The 16,331-nt window shown below is 53.2% G+C and carries 15 protein-coding genes; 11 read left to right on the top strand and 4 right to left on the bottom strand.

Going from position 1 to position 16,331, the window contains the following annotated elements; translation table 11 throughout:
- The first annotated feature begins 10 nt into the window (after positions 1–10).
- Genes ACMV5H_RS00505 through ACMV5H_RS00480 form a run of 6 tightly spaced genes read left to right on the top strand, consistent with a single transcriptional unit; the run spans position 11 to position 7,564 of the window.
- Positions 11–2,173: an FAD/NAD(P)-binding protein gene (locus tag ACMV5H_RS00505; protein ID WP_414821293.1), complete on the top strand. Its 2,163-nt coding sequence runs from the start codon at positions 11–13 to the stop codon at positions 2,171–2,173.
- A complete protein-coding gene (locus tag ACMV5H_RS00500) occupies positions 2,157–3,227 on the top strand; it encodes a hypothetical protein (protein ID WP_414821292.1) in 1,071 nt (356 codons plus the stop codon). The genes ACMV5H_RS00505 and ACMV5H_RS00500 overlap by 17 nt, the downstream gene beginning before the upstream one ends.
- Entirely contained in the window at positions 3,208–4,308 is a 1,101-nt protein-coding gene (locus ACMV5H_RS00495; RefSeq protein ID WP_172413915.1) for an aminotransferase class I/II-fold pyridoxal phosphate-dependent enzyme, read from the top strand. Before ACMV5H_RS00500 ends, ACMV5H_RS00495 begins: the two co-directional genes overlap by 20 nt.
- Positions 4,295–5,512 carry a nucleotidyltransferase family protein gene (locus tag ACMV5H_RS00490; protein WP_414821291.1) on the top strand — a complete coding sequence of 406 codons (1,218 nt, stop codon included), beginning with the start codon at positions 4,295–4,297 and terminating at the stop codon, positions 5,510–5,512. Before ACMV5H_RS00495 ends, ACMV5H_RS00490 begins: the two co-directional genes overlap by 14 nt.
- Entirely contained in the window at positions 5,505–6,821 is a 1,317-nt protein-coding gene (locus tag ACMV5H_RS00485; protein ID WP_414821290.1) for an LLM class flavin-dependent oxidoreductase, read from the top strand. Before ACMV5H_RS00490 ends, ACMV5H_RS00485 begins: the two co-directional genes overlap by 8 nt.
- Positions 6,822–6,871: 50 nt before the next feature.
- A complete protein-coding gene (locus tag ACMV5H_RS00480; protein WP_414821289.1) occupies positions 6,872–7,564 on the top strand; it encodes an O-methyltransferase in 693 nt (230 codons plus the stop codon).
- 74 nt (positions 7,565–7,638) lie between these two features.
- Here the strand turns inward: ACMV5H_RS00480 and speD are convergent, their stop codons facing one another.
- The 3 genes from speD to ACMV5H_RS00465 all read right to left on the bottom strand — a co-directional run bounded on the left by speD (position 7,639) and on the right by ACMV5H_RS00465 (position 9,823).
- Positions 7,639–8,433: an adenosylmethionine decarboxylase gene (gene speD, locus ACMV5H_RS00475; RefSeq protein WP_059201736.1), complete on the bottom strand. Its 795-nt coding sequence runs from the start codon at positions 8,431–8,433 to the stop codon at positions 7,639–7,641.
- 25 nt (positions 8,434–8,458) lie between these two features.
- Positions 8,459–9,322 carry a polyamine aminopropyltransferase gene (gene speE / locus ACMV5H_RS00470; protein ID WP_021179726.1) on the bottom strand — a complete coding sequence of 288 codons (864 nt, stop codon included), beginning with the start codon at positions 9,320–9,322 and terminating at the stop codon, positions 8,459–8,461.
- Between the two features lie 153 nt (positions 9,323–9,475).
- Positions 9,476–9,823 (bottom strand): YacC family pilotin-like protein, encoded by a 348-nt coding sequence (locus tag ACMV5H_RS00465; protein ID WP_037375824.1) that lies wholly within the window; start codon positions 9,821–9,823, stop codon positions 9,476–9,478.
- 171 nt (positions 9,824–9,994) lie between these two features.
- Between ACMV5H_RS00465 and cueO the strand changes: the two genes are divergently transcribed.
- Both cueO and hpt read left to right on the top strand, forming a co-directional pair.
- Positions 9,995–11,611, top strand: coding sequence for a multicopper oxidase CueO (gene cueO / locus ACMV5H_RS00460; protein ID WP_414821288.1), 1,617 nt, complete (start codon positions 9,995–9,997; stop codon positions 11,609–11,611).
- A 120-nt stretch (positions 11,612–11,731) separates the two neighbouring features.
- On the top strand, positions 11,732–12,268 hold the full coding sequence (gene hpt, locus ACMV5H_RS00455) for a hypoxanthine phosphoribosyltransferase (RefSeq protein ID WP_071681992.1): 537 nt from the start codon (positions 11,732–11,734) through the stop codon (positions 12,266–12,268).
- Positions 12,269–12,309: 41 nt separating this feature from the next.
- Here the strand turns inward: hpt and can are convergent, their stop codons facing one another.
- Positions 12,310–12,969 (bottom strand): carbonate dehydratase, encoded by a 660-nt coding sequence (gene can, locus ACMV5H_RS00450; protein WP_021179730.1) that lies wholly within the window; start codon positions 12,967–12,969, stop codon positions 12,310–12,312.
- A 199-nt stretch (positions 12,970–13,168) separates the two neighbouring features.
- On the opposite strand from can, the gene ACMV5H_RS00445 reads away from it, so the two are divergent.
- The 3 genes from ACMV5H_RS00445 to ACMV5H_RS00435 all read left to right on the top strand — a co-directional run bounded on the left by ACMV5H_RS00445 (position 13,169) and on the right by ACMV5H_RS00435 (position 16,326).
- Entirely contained in the window at positions 13,169–14,092 is a 924-nt protein-coding gene (locus tag ACMV5H_RS00445; protein WP_021806255.1) for an ABC transporter ATP-binding protein, read from the top strand.
- The gene (locus tag ACMV5H_RS00440) at positions 14,089–14,859 is read left to right on the top strand and encodes an ABC transporter permease (RefSeq protein ID WP_021179732.1); all 771 of its coding nucleotides are present in this window, start codon (positions 14,089–14,091) and stop codon (positions 14,857–14,859) included. The genes ACMV5H_RS00445 and ACMV5H_RS00440 overlap by 4 nt, the downstream gene beginning before the upstream one ends.
- A gap of 174 nt (positions 14,860–15,033) precedes the next feature.
- Positions 15,034–16,326: a polysaccharide deacetylase family protein gene (locus ACMV5H_RS00435; protein WP_115159306.1), complete on the top strand. Its 1,293-nt coding sequence runs from the start codon at positions 15,034–15,036 to the stop codon at positions 16,324–16,326.
- Positions 16,327–16,331: the final 5 nt, after the last annotated feature.

Raw genomic sequence — 16,331 nt, 5'->3', positions numbered from 1 at the left:
GAGATAACCGGTGAATAACTATGTGGTGGCGATAGTGGGTGGTGGCCCGAGATCGGTTTATGCCCTGGAACGCTTATTGGCTTTGCTACGCAGAGAACCGGTTTCAGGCTCATTGCACATCCATGTGTTTGAGTCGCATGGCAGGGCAGGCGCTGGCGTCGCACATAGTGATGAGCAGCCATCGAGCAGTTATCTCAACCGGTGCGTTGATCAAATAGCCTTTGCGGCGGATGAGTCCGTCCAGGCTGCCTCGGTACTGCTGCCTCTGCCGCTAAGATTGACTTTTCATCAATGGTGTCAACAACGTTATCAGCAAACGGGAGATGAGCGTTTCAATCTTGCCGCACATGATGTGCCACACCGATATCTGCATGGCTTGGCATTACGCGATCATTTTAATCTTTACGCCGAACTGCTCAATCAATTACCCGGAGTCGAGGTTATCGCGCATCATGACGAAGTGACTTATGTACGCCGTCACTATTCCGGTTTCAAAATGTCGTTTGCCAGCAACCAGGACGCCTTGCTGGCCGATCATGTTTTATTCGTTACTGGCCATACTCCTTGCCGTCCTAGGCCAGGGACGGATGAAGCACGCTACGCACGCACCAGTCGGTATATTTCCTATCCCTATCCACTGGAACAGCGATTCAGCCTGCAAACTGTCGATGCTGGCAGTCGAATAGGGCTGCTTGGTATGGGGCTGACGGCTATTGATATCTGTTTGTACCTGACCGAAGGACGCGGCGGCCGCTTTGTTGCTGGCGATGATGGTGAGCTGCGTTATCTACACAGTGGTAATGAACCCGCCCAGATCCAGGCAATTAGCCCAAGTGGAAAAATGTATTCTGTCCGCCCGGTTAATGCCAAAGTCTTGCCGGAACACTTTCATCAGCCCCAGTTTTTTAGTGAGTCCGCGATTACGCTACTGCGCAAGAACCATGGGCGCAGCGCTACCTTGTCTGACGGTTCTTGCCAGCGGCAACTCGATTTCCGGCGTGATGTATTTCCACTGGTGGTGCTGGAGATGGCGTTGGTTTATTACCGCACTTTATTAGGCGAAGATTGGGGCCAGAGGTTGATCGAGGCCGTGACCCCTGCATATCTATCATTCCTGTCCACCGTCCCCCATCAAGTTGAACGGGATATTGAGCGGTTACTACAACCCGCCCAGCAGTTATTTGACCAGGCAGTTGTAGAGTTTCAGAGGTTTTGCGCCAGGCAAGACAGCGACGATCCTGCACTGATGCGCCTGGCCACGGCTTTTTACCGGACATTGACTGACCAGGAGCTGCCTGCTGAGCAGGTAGTGACGGCATTCCGTGCGTTACCGCCGCAACAGGTGAAATGGGGGCACTCGCCCTACCTGGCTGAACATCGGTTTGACTGGCTGTGTATTTTCGAACCTTTCACCGGCCAGCCAACAGGGAGCGTGTCGCAACGGCAGCACCAGGTACTACGCTGGTTAGAGTTAGATCTGGCGGCGGCACGTCAAGGTAACCGATTTAATCCATTGAAGGCTGCCTGTGATGGTGTTTGGCGTGATTTACGCGCCGTATTTTCTGCTGTCACCGATTTTGGTGGCTTAACACCCGCCTCTCAACGCGAATTTTCGACGTTATGGATGTCTTATTACAACCGTTTGTCAAATGGTGCGGGTGTTGAAGCGATGCAGAAAATGGCGGCCCTTATTCGCCAGGGGCTAGTCGTGCTGGCCCCAGTTGGTGTACACATTAGTTCTGCGCGTTCCGGAAAGGGTTTCATACTGCATGGCCGTGGGCAACGGCTGAAGATCGATCATTTAGCTTGTGCTCGTCTGCACCCGTTTGACGCTCGTTATCAGCAGAGTCCACTCTATCCTTCAATGTTGCGCGAAGGACTGATCCAACTATGGGAAAACCGTGATCCGGGGGGAGAGCGGTTTATTCCGGGGGGGTTGATGCTGACTGAAGCATTCCATCCACGAACCCTGGATAACACTATTGAAACCCGTCTGACATTTCTTGGTGCTCCTGTCGAAGGGGTCTGTTTCTTTCAGAACATTGCGGCTCGTCCTCGAGCCAACAGCGCGGTGCTAAATGTGGCCCATCGGTGGGCAGCTCAAATACTGCAGGCGTTGAGAGAGTCGGTGAAGCAAGCTGAGGGGACGCCTTGGTATGACGTTACCAATTGAAAACAGTGTAAATAGCTTGCGTCAATTTCGCAAACGTATTGCGGCACGTATGGCTTATCAACAGCGGCAAAAGCAGCCACGCCATCAAGTGATCTTCGCTGTCGACGGTATTTATTCCGAGTTTGCACAGGGTTGCTGGCGTTATGCCCATCAGGAACCATGGCAGGCGATATTTCCTTCAACCTCGGCAAGCTGCTGGTTGAGTAGTTTGACGGGGCAGAGCATAGAACAGCATGGTGTTCCCGGCGTCGTGTTTCGGCCTGATCCGGCGCAGGCAACGTTGATCAACATCTGTGATTATCAGGGGGATGCCATCACGCCTCCCACGGCTAATCTGTTTACCGATTGTTACCGCTATGGGTTCACCCCACAGGCGATAGCCGGCGATCTGTTGCCCATCCAGGGAAGCTGGACGCGAGCGCTGCTGACGGGCGTTGCACATGTTGATAATCATGCTTTTTATACGGACCAGCCGTTGGTGCCGCCAGCACAGATGATCGCGCGCCTGGAAGGCGCGGTCGGGCAGAGACTGAACGGTGCGGCACCGACCCTGTTATGGTGTTTTATCGACGTCGATCAATATATTCACCTTAACGGTTATGACGACCGGGTAGAGGCATTCCTCTGTGGGTTAGCATCCTTGGCTGAGCGTTTGGTGGCGCAGGGGTGTGATGTGATTGCCTATGCCGATCATGGCTTGGTGCCGACACAGCATGATTCTGACATTGCCCGGTCGATAGAGCAGATTTGTGGTGAATTTGGCGCAACGATGGGGGGCGCTGGACGCACACGCTGGTTTTATGTTGAGCAGGAACATGAAGCTGCGATGCAGCAACGTTTGGCCAGCGCTATTGGCGATATCGCCTTGGTCATGCCGCGAACATCCCTGTTTTCAACTTCAGGTTCATCGCGTATGGGTAACCTGTTATTGATTGCGCAACAGAACCGTTTTATCTCCCCCCCTCCTACCGCTATGAACATGGCTCACTGCAGGCTCAGGAAATGTCAGTCCCCTATGCGGTATGGGAGGACTTATGATTGCCAGAGCCATTGATTCCTATCAGAGCATGGTCGCGCTGGACGATACGCCAACAATACTGAATCTCTCCTGGACCCAGGATGAACGGCCATTTATCCAGCCGGATATCAGTGCTGTCATCCAACAGACTTTGCACTTGGAAACTGAGACAGGGCTACCCGAGATCTACCGCTATGCCGTCACCGATCCTTGGGGAGATATGACGTTACGCCAGGCGGTAAAACATTTTTTTTCTCTGGCACATGATGATTTTTCTCTGTCTTGTGGTGCGGGGGTCATTTCGTTATTGGCCGCGTTGGCATATTTATCGCAAGGGCGACGTGTGGCGATTATCGGTGATGTTTACCCGGATTATCCCTGGTATCTGCGTCAGGCAGGACGGGAGCCTTATCACATGGCGCCAGGAAGCGAGCAGGACATTGGTACCGCAATGTGTGCCGTTGGGGCTGATATGTTGTTTCTGGAGCGTCCGGGGCTGCTGAATGATGACTATGGCGATCTCGTGAAACTGCGGCAACTGTGCCAGAGATTGGCGCAGCGCGGTATGTTGCTGTTGATCGATGAATCTAATGCCAATTATTGTTCGCCGACTTATAGCGCGGTGACTCTGCTTGGTGAGATGCCCAATCTTATTGTACTGCGCGGGATGTCAAAAGGCTGGGGGCTTGGGGGATTACGCGTGGGGTTATGCCTGTGCGCCAGTGAGCTGCAGGCCCGGGTGCGCCAGACGTTGCCACCGTTGCTCAATGCTTCATTGTCGCTGCGTATCGCCGCCAACATTTTGGCGCTAGGTGATTCCACCGCCGAGTTGCGAGCACAGATTACCCGCCATAAACGGCAAGTTCTCGAACTATTTGATGCTCAGCCCTTGGTCGCGGCCAGTAGCGCCCTGCCTTACTGGTTTCTTGGGCCGGAAATGGGGGAAGCGTTGGAAGCAAGAGGCGTCAAAGGAAAGCATCATCTCTGCTGGCGGGGAGGAGATGCAGCGATCACTTTGCTACGTCTGAGCGTCCCATTATTACCAGCAAGAATGGCTCGTTTACAACATTGCATGACATCTTATTCCGATAGCGAGGGAACCGATGGATACCGATAAGCTATTAACGATTTTTTTATTTGATCGCTCTCAAGCGGAGGTGCTGAGCAATACGCTGTCACAAGAACAGTGGCAACTATGCTTGGAGGCAGCGGTACGGCACAAAATTCTGCCGCTGGTGGCCGATTATTATCACAATGTCAGCGCTCAACCATTGACGCCAGCACTATCGGAGATCCTTGCGGCGCATCGTCGCGAACGGAATAGCTGGCTAGAGGCAATCCGAGCTTTGCAGTTTGACAGCAATGAACCTCGTGCCATGTTGATGAAAGGATTTGGTCACGAGCTACTGTACCCGGAACGCATCGAGCGTTTTGCCAAGGATCTGGACATTGTCGTCCGGGATTTCCCGGCGTTTTGCCGTTTTGCCACGCAGCTCTTTCGCCGCGGTTTTTCTCTCCCTTTTATGGCTCGTTTCTATCAGCACCCCGATACTGCGCAATGGTGTGGTATTGCTCGTTTCATTTTCGAACAAGGCCTGGAGGATGGTGGAGTGGAATTACACATTGGGCAGTTTGCGGTTGACCAATACCACCTGATTGATTGGGATGAACTGGAACCTTATGCGGTGCAACAGCAATTTTCCGGGATACCATTGTGTGTGCCAGATGTGAACACGATGCTGAAAGTTTTCTTTATGGAATTGGCAACACGTCCTGAGTGCATGCTACGCGATCTGTATGACGGTCATTGCCTGTTTATGGGGGCGGGCATAGCTCCGCAGGCACTGTTTGATGAGCTTGCGAAAGCACAGTTGTTGCCGCAGGTGAAAAAACTGCTGGCAGGGTTTCACCGCTACCAGCAATCCCCTCCACTGCTGTTGCAGCATCTGGCGCGAAATATTCACGGCGATAGTGGAGCGACATCGCTCTTGTGGCAGCAACGTGCTCGCGAGGCCATTGATCGGGCCTGTGAAGAGGGGAGTTGGCAACTCAATGTCCTCAGTTTGCTGGATCGTCCCTGGGCCATACGCTGCGCATTACGTTGGGGCATGACTGTCAATGCGATACTGATTGATCAACGTTGCGCGGCGATCGGCCTGACACGTTACAAAAAATTCCTGATGCTCACCTCGCCGGCAGGCACGTTTCTGCTCGGTGTTTGTGGCCTGTTCAGTGATGAAGAAGTTGAACAATTGCAGGCTTATCTGGCAGGGGAGGCGTTGCGTTCTGACAGAATATTAGAGGAGAAGCAGGATGGTTGAACAGCAGACGATGATGAAGCTGGGGGCTTTCTGGTATCCCACCGGCTACCATATTGCAGCCTGGCGACATGCCAGTGTTGAGGCTAATGCGGGTATCAATTTTCAGCACTGCGCCGAGTTTGCCCGTATGGCGGAAAGTGCGGCATTTGATTTCATTTTTCTTGCCGATAGTCTGGCTGTAAAAGGGGATGACTGGGCAGAATTGAGCCGTGGGGCACATCGCTACGTGGGGCAGTTTGAACCGTTAACCTTGCTGTCAGCATTGAGTGCGTGTACGGAACGTATCGGTTTGATTGCGTCGGCAACGACCACCTATCACCATCCTTATAATCTGGCTCGTCAATTTGCCTCTTTGGCCCATCTTAGCCAGGGACGAGCGGGGTGGAATCTGGTGACGTCTCAAAACCCATTTGAAGCCGCGAATTTTGGTCTGGATAGTCATCCAGAACACGATCGTCGTTACCAGCGTGCAGAAGAGTTTGTTGATGTTGTGGCCGGATTGTGGCGTAGCTGGGACAGTGATGCCTTTTGTTGCGACAAACAAAGTGGGGTGTTTTTTGACGTGGCAAAAATGCGCCCACTGAACCACCAGGGGGATTTTTTCCAGGTTAAGGGGCCTTTAAACGTACCTGCTTGCCCTGGCGGTGCTCCAGTGATCGTACAGGCTGGCGCATCCGAGGCCGGGCGTAGCTTGGCGGCGCGTACCAGTGAGGTCATATTTTCGGCACAGCATGAATTACAAACCGCCAGAGTGTTTTACCAGGATGTTAAACAAAGGGCACAACAAGCTGGGCGCGCCCAGCTACCTTTGGTGATGACGGGGATGTTCCCCTTCGTCGGCCGTAGCCAGCAGGAAGCACAGGACAAGTTTGAGCAACTCCAGGCGTTGATTGATGATCGGGTCGGGTTGGCATTGTTGCAGGTTCAATTAGGGGGCATCGATCTTTCCGGTCACGATCTCGATGGGCCATTACCGGTTATTCCACCCAGTAATGCCAGCCAAAGCCGACGTGAGTTACTGGTCTCACTGGCTGCGCGGGAGAATTATTCTATACGGCAACTGTACCGGCATGTGGCAGGCGCACGTGGTCATTGGCAACTGATTGGCACGCCACAGCAGATTGTCGATGAAATGGAGGAGTGGTTCAGTACTGGCGCGAGCGATGGATTCAATGTGATGGCACCGTGGCTGCCAGGGGGAATGAGCGATTTTATCAACCTGGTGGTGCCGGAATTGCGTCGGCGTGGGCTGTTTCGTCAGCATTACACTGGGCGCACCTTGCGAGACCATCTGGGGTTAAGCGGCTAGTATTTTCCTTTGCGTTATACTGTTACCGGAATGTTTACTGGAGAAACAGGATGCAGCAAAAATGGCAGCAAGTGGATGAATACCTTAAGCGACAGTTGCTCATCGAGGATCCGAATCTGGCGCAAACGCTTCTGGCCAATGCGGCGCACGGGTTGCCGCCGCACGATGTTTCCCCCCTACAGGGGCAGTTCTTGCTGTTGATGGTGCAGATCAGCGCGGCGCAGCGAGTGCTGGAGATCGGGACCTTGGGTGGATTCAGCACTCAGCTCATGGCACAGGCGTTACCCCCTGATGGTTGCTTGATCTCGTTGGAGAAAGAAGAGAGAAATGCTGCTGTTGCTCGTGAAAATATTGCGCGTGCTGGCTTGTCCGGCAAGGTGACGATCAAGGTTGGCGAGGCGGCAGAGCTGTTGCCTGAGTTACAAGAACAAGCTCCGTTCGACCTGGTTTTTATCGATGCTGATAAACAGAATGCGCTGTTATATCTGCAATGGTCCATCAGGCTTGGCCGGACGGGCAGTGTGATCATCATGGACAATGTGATCCGCGGTGGTGCGATTATTGATACTGAACGTGATGTTCATGCTGACGGGATCTGCCAGACGCTTGAAGCGGTGAAACAATTTCCAGAATTGACAGCAACCGCGTTACAAACGGTGGGCGAAAAGGGCTGGGATGGGTTTGCGTTGTTGCGGGTGGATAAATCGTCACCGAAGAAGCAAAACGCCATGGATTTGTCCTGACTTGCTTCACAAGGCTAATAAGGTATCTTTAGCAAGGTCCGCCGTAAACCTTGCCCAATTTACGGCGGGGGTAGTCACAGGTGCGGAATATTGCGCCCGTAGTAGATCTCCTGCATCTCTTTCCACAGCAGATCGGTGATCCTTTTCCGCTCTGCCTCGCTCAGTTCGTCCGGCTTGGCGTTAAACAGATAGTGCTTCAGATCGAAATCCTTCAGCAGCATCTTGGTGTGGAAGATGTTCTCCTGATACACATTGACATCCATCATGTGGTACAGCGCCTTCATATCCTCGGACATAAAGTTCTGGATCGAATTAATCTCATGATCGATGTAATGCTTTACGCCGGCGACATCGCGGGTGAAACCACGTACGCGATAGTCCATGGTGACGATATCGGATTCCAACTGGTGGATCAGATAGTTCAGCGCTTTGAGTGGTGAGATCACGCCGCAGGTAGAGACTTCAATATCGGCCCGGAAGGTACACAGGCCGCCTTCTGGGTGGCTTTCCGGGTAGGTGTGGACGCAGATATGGCTTTTATCCAGATGTGCTACCACCGTCTTTGGCAGCGGCCCTGGGTGTTCAGAGGTATCCACGTCTTTCGGATCGACCGGCTCTTCGCTCATCAGAATGGTGACGCTGGCGCCTTGCGGATCGTAGTCCTGGCGGGCGACGTTGAGAATATTGGCGCCAATGATCGAGCAGGTTTCACTGAGGATCTCGGTCAGGCGGTTGGCATTGTACTGTTCGTCAATGTAGGCGATATAGCCGTCGCGGTCGTCTGCGGTTTTGGCATAACAAATATCGTAAATACAAAAACTCAGGCTCTTGGTCAGGTTATTGAAGCCGTGCAGTTTGATCTTTTGCAATTAGATTTAGCCCCTATCTTCTCGCTTAACGTGAAACGTTCAGTGCATTGAGCAAATACTGCGGCAGGGCAAAGCTGCCAGCGTGAATTGCCGGATTGTAGTAGCGGCAGTCTAAGCCACTTTGATGAAAGCGCTGTTGCAGCGTGGTGACATCCAGCTGGCGCAAAGCCGGGTTCTGGCTGGCCCAGGCAAAGGTCATGATGCCGCCGTAATAGGTTGGGATCGCCGCCTGATAGAAGCTGACATCGTTAAAATACTGGCTGAGCTTGGTGTGGCTGTTGACCGCTTCGTCCTGCTGTAGGAAGCAGACGCCGTTCTGAGCTACGAAGATGCCACCCTCGTTGAGGCAGCGTGCGCAACCTTCATAAAACGCCGAGGTAAACAGGCTTTCGCCGGGGCCGATCGGATCGGTACAGTCAGAAATAATCACGTCGAATTTTTCGTCGCTCTGGCTGACGAAATTGACACCATCGTCGATCACCAGCTTGAAGCGAGGATCGTCATAGGCACCAGCGTTGTGATTCGGTAAGTATTGGCGGCAGAACTCCACCACGCCCGCGTCGATCTCAACCATGGTGATCTGTTCAACGCCCTGATGGCGGCAGACTTCACGCAGCATAGCGCCGTCGCCACCGCCGATAATCAGCACTTTCCTGGCCTTGCCATGGGCCAGCAGCGGCACGTGGGTCATCATTTCGTGATAGATAAACTCATCGCGTTCGGTAGTCTGTACCACGCCATCGAGAGCCATCACGCGGCCCAGCACCGGGTTTTCAAAGATCACCAGATCCTGATGCTCGGTTTTCTCACGGTAAAGTACCTGCTCTACTGAGAAGTACTGGCCAAAGTTGGCATGCAGCGTTTCATACCAAATCTCTTTCTGGGTCATGTGCGGGTTACTCCGTAATAACAACCATGAAAAATGAGCGCAACATCATAAACCCTACGTGTGGCAAATTACAGCATTGTCGGCAGGGCAACAGATAGGCGATAGCAAACCCTGCCAGCTATCGTTGGCAAGGCTGAGAGAACGCAGGGGAAGTTAGTTGGCGTAGGCCAGCAGGCTCAAGGAGTCGCGCGCCAGAGATTTGCACTTGTTGGGGGTAGGAATAGCAATGCCGCTGAGATCGCGGTAGCTGTCTTCACCCAGGGATTTCATATTAAAGCTATTATAGTTAGTCAAATCCCAACGGTTTTGCTGGGCGAAGTACACGATGGCGCGTTTGATTTGCGCGTTAGGCAAATCATTGTAGCCGCAATCGTTTTTGAGATAGACAAACACCGCGGTCAGATCGGCAAGATCTTCCGCTTCGGATTCATTTAGCGCCAGGCTGGCATTGGAAAAGCCCAGCATAGTCAGCAATAGCATTAACAACGTTGTTTTTTTCATCATGAAATAGACCTGTTCAATATCTGCTGACGTTACCACACTTGGCTGTAAAGGCACCAAATTAATTATGTGGGCTTAACACTCCTTAATAGTAGCTCTTGACCTTCCACTAAGGGGAGGGTTTAGGCTGCGGATCTTAAGCTTTCGATCACTGAGAAAAGGGAACCAGCGATGTTACGCCGTGATTTTATCAAACTGACCGCCGCAATAGGTGCCGCAAGCGCCTTGCCATTATGGAGCCGTGCCGCCTTGGCGGCCGATCGTCCAGCCTTGCCGATCCCGCCGATTTTGACGCCAGATGCGCAAGGAAAGATCGCGTTGGCGCTGCAAACCGGTGAGATGAACTGGCTGCCTAACGTGGCTACCCGCACCTGGGGGATTAACGGTGCGTTGCTTGGCCCAGCGGTCCGTTTGCAACGGGGTAAGCCGGTAACGGTGGATATCAGTAATAAACTGCCAGAGGCCAGCACGGTGCACTGGCACGGTTTAGAGATCCCCGGTAATGTCGACGGTGGTCCACAAGCCTTGATCCAACCTGGCACCACCCGAACGGTGAGTTTCACTGCCGATCAGCCAGCGTCTACCTGCTGGTTCCATCCCCATACGCATGGCAAGACTGGCCAGCAGGTAATGATGGGGTTGGGTGGATTGGTGCTGCTGGAAGATGACGAAAGCAGCCAGTTGCCCTTGCCGAAAACCTGGGGAACAGATGATATTCCCGTGATACTGCAAGATAAGCGCCTGGGCAAAGGCGGCCAAATCGAATATCAGTTGGATATCATGAGCGCGGCCGTGGGCTGGTTTGGTGACCGTATGTTCACCAACGGTGCCAGCTATCCGCAACACATCGCGCCACGCGGCTGGCTGCGTCTGCGTTTCCTGAACGGCTGTAACGCCCGCTCGCTTAACCTGTCCACCAGCGACAATCGGCCATTATACGTGATTGCCAGTGACGGTGGCTTCCTGGGCGAACCGGTTAAGCTGACCGAACTGCCGATGCTGATGGGCGAGCGTTTTGAAGTGTTGGTCGATGCCTCCGATGGCAAGCCGTTCGATATCGTTACCCTGCCGGTAAAGCAAATGGGTATGACGCTGGCTCCGTTCGACCAGCCGCTGCCGGTATTGCATATTCAGCCATCGCTGGCACTGGGCGTGAAATCCATGCCGGACAGCCTGGTGAAATTGCCTGCGTTACCATCGCTGGCCGGAGTGCAGGAACGCTGGTTGCAGCTGATGATGGATCCTAAGCTGGATATGCTGGGGATGCAGGCTTTGATGGATCGTTATGGTCACCAGGCGATGGCCGGGATGAGCATGGACCACGGCAATGCCGCGGGTAACATGGCTGGTATGGACCATAGCAAGATGCAAGGCATGGATCACGGTAACATGGCGGGAATGGACCACAGCAAGATGGATCATGGCAGCAAGCCGTTTGATTTCAGCCATGCCAACACCATCAATGGCAAAGCCTTCGATATGACCAAGCCCGCGTTTGAGGCCAAGCGTGGCAAATACGAGAAATGGACCATTTCCGGCGAAGGCGACATGATGCTGCACCCGTTCCATATCCATGGCACCCAGTTCCGCATTCTGTCGGAAAACGGCAAGCCACCGGCGGCCCACCGGGCAGGCTGGAAAGATACGGTGCTGGTAGAAGGTTGGCGCAGCGAAGTGCTGGTACGTTTCAATCATCTGGCCAGTGCCGATCAGGCCTATATGGCCCACTGCCACCTGCTGGAACATGAAGATACAGGGATGATGCTAGGCTTTACCGTAGCCGATTAAGTTATCCGAGGCTGCGGCTTGTCACGCCGCAGCCTGTAAAGTGGTGACGCACTCGCGTCGCCACCGCCCGCCAGCTATGCTAAACTCTGCGCCCTTCTTCCGGCAACTGACCTGAAAACTATGAAACACACTGTAGAAGTAATGATTTCCGAGCAGGAAGTTAAGACCCGTATTGCTGAACTTGGCCGCCAGATCACCGAAGACTACCGCGATAGCGGCAGTGATATGGTGCTGGTCGGGCTGCTGCGAGGTTCTTTCATGTTTATGGCCGATCTGTGCCGCACCATTGAGGTGCCGCATGAGGTCGATTTTATGACCGCTTCCAGCTACGGCAGCGGCATGTCCACCACCCGTGACGTGAAAATCCTCAAAGATTTGGATGAAGACATCCGTGGTAAAGACGTATTGATCGTTGAAGACATCATCGATTCCGGCAACACTCTGAACAAGGTACGTGAGATCCTGGCGCTGCGTGGGCCGAAGTCTTTGGCGATTTGTACGCTGCTGGACAAGCCTGAGCGCCGTGAGGTTGAAGTGCCAGTGGAATATGTCGGCTTCCCGATCCCAGACGAGTTCGTGGTAGGTTATGGCATCGATTACGCCCAGCGTTATCGCCATCTGCCTTACATCGGCAAAGTGGTGATGCTGGACGAATAATCCGGCCGGGGTTCAGCTAGGCGCGGAACCCCGATCTGGCGCTAGAACAGGCCTTTCTCCTGTTTGAGTGTGGCTATCGCTTTGCGGTAGCCCATCTCCAGGCTCTCACGGCTGGTGGCGGTGACTTCCAGATCGTGCAGACGACCGTCCTGGATCCCGTATACCCACCCGTGGACCATCACTTTCTGGCCGCGTTTCCAGGCAGACTGCATGATGGTTGAGTGGCCCAGGTTATATACCTGCTCAATGACGTTGATCTCGCACAGTACATCCAGACGTTGTTCCGGTTCCAACTCGCCGAGCAGGGAACTGTGCTTGTACCATAGATCGCGAATGTGCAGCAGCCAGTTGTTGATCAACCCCAGTTCCGGGTTCTCTACAGCCGCTTCTACCCCACCGCAGCCCAGGTGACCACAGATAATGATATGTTCCACCTCCAGCACGTCGACGGCATACTGCACCACTGACAGGCAGTTCAAATCGGTATGGATCACCAGATTGGCGACGTTACGGTGAACGAACAGCTCACCCGGCTCCAGGCCGGTCAGGCGTTCGGCGGGCACGCGGCTATCTGAGCAGCCGATCCACAAGAATCGCGGTTTTTGCGCTTGAGCCAAACGTTCAAAGAAGCCGGGATCTTCCTTGTTGATGTTAGCGGACCAGGCTTGGTTGTTGGCGATAAGCCTTTCGATTTCTTGCATGGCGGTTATTGGCCTGTTATGAACGAATTGCGTTGATGTAATATATGGCAAGCGTCACAATTTGGAAATCGGAACAGTTAAGCAATTTTCTGCCCTCTGGTATTCGCACGGATTCAACTCGGTAATCTGGCCGCTGATGATAAACTCCCTCTTAGATAAGTTCGGCAGCCAACTCCATCAAAAGGTACTCTCATAACTTATGAATTATGCACTGGAAATAGCGCAGCTGACCAAAACCTATGCGGGTGGCGTCAAGGCATTGCGCGGTATCAATCTGAACGTGGAGGCGGGGGACTTTTATGCCCTGCTCGGGCCGAACGGCGCCGGGAAATCCACCACCATCGGCATTATCAGTTCACTGGTCAACAAGACGGCGGGCACGGTGCGAGTGTTTGGCTACGATATCGATAAGGATATCGTTAATGCCAAGCGCCAGCTCGGGCTGGTGCCGCAGGAATTCAACTTTAACCCGTTTGAAACCGTGCTGCAGATTGTGGTCAACCAGGCGGGATATTATGGCGTGGAACGCCGCGAGGCGATGGCGCGGGCAGAAAAGTACCTCAATCAGCTCGATCTTTGGGGTAAACGTAACGAGCGGGCGCGTATGCTGTCTGGCGGGATGAAACGCCGCCTGATGATTGCCCGTGCGCTGATGCATCAGCCCAAACTGCTGATCCTCGACGAACCGACAGCCGGGGTGGATATCGAGTTGCGTCGCTCGATGTGGGGCTTCCTCAAAGAGCTGAACGCCCAGGGCACCACCATTATCCTGACCACACACTATCTGGAGGAAGCAGAAATGCTGTGCCGCAATATCGGCATCATCCAGAACGGTGAGCTGGTAGAAAACACCTCGATGAAGGGGCTGTTGGCCAAGCTGAAGTCCGAAACCTTTATCCTCGATCTGGCGGCGAAAAGTCCATTGCCCCATCTTGAGGGTTACAACAGCCGTTTGACGGACACCTCCACGCTGGAAGTGGAAGTGATGCGTGAGCAAGGTCTGAACGGTCTGTTCACCCAACTGAGCGCGCAGGGGATCCAGGTCCTGAGTATGCGTAACAAGGCCAATCGGCTGGAAGAGCTGTTCGTCAACCTGGTGAACGGCAATGGAGAACAAGCATGATGCATTTGTATTGGGTGGCCTTGAAAAGCATCTGGGCCAAAGAGATCAACCGCTTCGCCCGCATCTGGATCCAGACGCTGGTACCGCCTGTGATCACCATGACCCTGTATTTCATCATCTTTGGCAACCTGATTGGGTCGCGTATTGGTGAGATGCACGGTTTTGATTATATGCAGTTTATCGTGCCGGGCCTGATCATGATGGCGGTGATTACCAACTCCTACGCCAACGTGGCGGCATCATTCTTTAGTGCCAAGTTCCAGCGCAATATTGAAGAGCTGCTGGTGGCACCGGTACCGACGCACGTGGTGATTGCCGGTTATGTTGGCGGTGGCGTGGCGCGTGGTATCTGTGTGGGGATCCTGGTGACGGTGATCTCGCTGTTCTTCGTTCCGCTGGTGGTCCATTCCTGGTGGGTGATCGCGGTGACGCTGCTATTGACGGCGATCCTGTTCTCGCTAGGCGGTTTGCTTAATGCCGTCTTTGCCAACACCTTTGACGATATCAGCCTGATCCCGACCTTTGTGCTGACGCCGCTGACCTATCTGGGCGGGGTATTTTACTCGTTGACGCTGTTACCGCCGTTCTGGCAGGCGGTCTCCAAACTGAATCCGATCGTCTACATGATCAGCGGTTTCCGCTTCGGTTTCCTGGGCATTTCCGACGTGCCGTTAGCGCTGACCATGCTGGTGCTGGTGGCGTTCATTGTGGTGTTCTACGGGCTGGCCTGGTATCTGATTGAGCGTGGCCGCGGCTTGCGTTCCTGATGTCATTTCCCTCCTCCGTTGCCGGGGGAGGGAGTTTATTGATTTAGCACATACATCATCTAAATCTATAGAATTAAGGCAATAAGCCCTTTCTCCCGGCGATTTAAATCGTGCTATGCTGGCGCTCCACATTTTTTTCATTTTTTCATGACGCACTCGTAAGCAGAACAAACCATGCAGCCTCAACATAAGATAGCAGCAGGGCTACTCGGCATTGTTATGTCGTTGTTGGCTCCGGCGGCGTTGGCGGATTTACTGTCAGAAGACAGCGCTGTTCAAGCCCAATACATGGAAGTGCAGCGTAACAGCGAGGTTTATTCGTTGATCGGTGAGCATGTGATCCCGGTCGGTGAAGTGAAAAAAGGGCAATTGATCCAGATGTTCCCGGCGGATGCGGAATATTACGAGCTTAAGTTTGGCTATGGCACCGGCTTTATTGATAAAAACGACGTTCGCGCCATCAGCAAAACCCGTAAGGTGAAGGACGACCTGGGGGATCTGAACAAACCGCTGACCAATCAGAATCTGATCACCCAGCGCGCAATTAACGTCTACACGGCGGCGGATAACAAAAGTGAAATTTTTGGCGTACTGGAAGAGAACCTGCGCTATCCGATTATCGGCAAGCTGAAAGATCGGCTGAATAATACCTGGTACGAGGTCAATATCGGCGATCGTCTGGGATTTGTCAGTGAGTTGGACTGCGAAGTCGACAACGGCATTCCGGTGCTGACCTATCACCACCTGCTGAAAAATGAAGAGAACAAACGTTTCCGTAATACCTCAACCACCACCTCGGACGTGGCCTTCAGCAACCAGATGACCTATTTGAAGCAGACGGGTTATGACACCATCTCGATGTATCAGCTGGAAGCCTACCTGAATAATCAAATCAACCTGCCGGGCAAAGTGGTGGTGCTGACCTTTGATGACGGGTTGAAGTCGGTTTATCGCTATGCGTATCCGGTACTGAAGGATTACGGTTTCCGCGCTACGGCGTTTATCATTTCTTCACGTATTAAACGTCATCCGCAGAAATGGAACCCGGATTCGCTGCAGTTTATGAGCATTTCAGAGCTGAAAGCGATCCAGGATGTGTTTGATATCCAGTCACACACCCATTTCCTACATCGTACCGATGGCAACCGTCGGCCGATCCTGCTCAGCCGTTCACTGCACAATATCGAATTCGACTTTGAGCGTTCAAGACGGGCGTTAGAGCAGTTTAATCCGCATGTGCTGTACCTTTCCTATCCCTTTGGTGGTTATAACCAAAAGGCGATCCAGGCGGCAAAAGATGCCGGGCTGCATTTAGCCGTGACCACGGTGCAGGGGAAAGTGAAACCGGGTGATAATCCTTATACTTTAAAACGGCTGTATATCCTGCGTACCGACTCCATCCCCACCATGGCGGAGCGGATAGCCAACAAGTCAGGTGCGTTACCGGGCGTGACGGTAGCAGAATAGAGAGA

It is taken from the genome of Serratia sp. N21D137, assembly GCF_047530005.1.
Lineage (GTDB): Bacteria > Pseudomonadota > Gammaproteobacteria > Enterobacterales > Enterobacteriaceae > Chania > Chania fonticola_B.
The sequence above is the reverse complement of the archived record's forward strand: the minus strand, read 5'-3'. Positions and strand labels throughout refer to the sequence as shown.

What these genes read in the sequence shown, in the direction of transcription:
- ACMV5H_RS00485 (WP_414821290.1), top strand. Translation starts at nt 5,505, where the DNA reads ATGGTTGAACAGCAGACGATGATGAAGCTGGGGGCTTTCTGGTATCCC.
- ACMV5H_RS00500 (WP_414821292.1), top strand. Translation starts at nt 2,157, where the DNA reads ATGACGTTACCAATTGAAAACAGTGTAAATAGCTTGCGTCAATTTCGC.
- ACMV5H_RS00480 (WP_414821289.1), top strand. Translation starts at nt 6,872, where the DNA reads ATGCAGCAAAAATGGCAGCAAGTGGATGAATACCTTAAGCGACAGTTG.
- can (WP_021179730.1), bottom strand. Translation starts at nt 12,969, where the DNA reads ATGCAAGAAATCGAAAGGCTTATCGCCAACAACCAAGCCTGGTCCGCT.
- ACMV5H_RS00465 (WP_037375824.1), bottom strand. Translation starts at nt 9,823, where the DNA reads ATGAAAAAAACAACGTTGTTAATGCTATTGCTGACTATGCTGGGCTTT.
- ACMV5H_RS00490 (WP_414821291.1), top strand. Translation starts at nt 4,295, where the DNA reads ATGGATACCGATAAGCTATTAACGATTTTTTTATTTGATCGCTCTCAA.
- ACMV5H_RS00440 (WP_021179732.1), top strand. Translation starts at nt 14,089, where the DNA reads ATGATGCATTTGTATTGGGTGGCCTTGAAAAGCATCTGGGCCAAAGAG.
- cueO (WP_414821288.1), top strand. Translation starts at nt 9,995, where the DNA reads ATGTTACGCCGTGATTTTATCAAACTGACCGCCGCAATAGGTGCCGCA.
- ACMV5H_RS00435 (WP_115159306.1), top strand. Translation starts at nt 15,034, where the DNA reads ATGCAGCCTCAACATAAGATAGCAGCAGGGCTACTCGGCATTGTTATG.
- speE (WP_021179726.1), bottom strand. Translation starts at nt 9,322, where the DNA reads ATGACCCAGAAAGAGATTTGGTATGAAACGCTGCATGCCAACTTTGGC.
- hpt (WP_071681992.1), top strand. Translation starts at nt 11,732, where the DNA reads ATGAAACACACTGTAGAAGTAATGATTTCCGAGCAGGAAGTTAAGACC.
- ACMV5H_RS00445 (WP_021806255.1), top strand. Translation starts at nt 13,169, where the DNA reads ATGAATTATGCACTGGAAATAGCGCAGCTGACCAAAACCTATGCGGGT.
- ACMV5H_RS00495 (WP_172413915.1), top strand. Translation starts at nt 3,208, where the DNA reads ATGATTGCCAGAGCCATTGATTCCTATCAGAGCATGGTCGCGCTGGAC.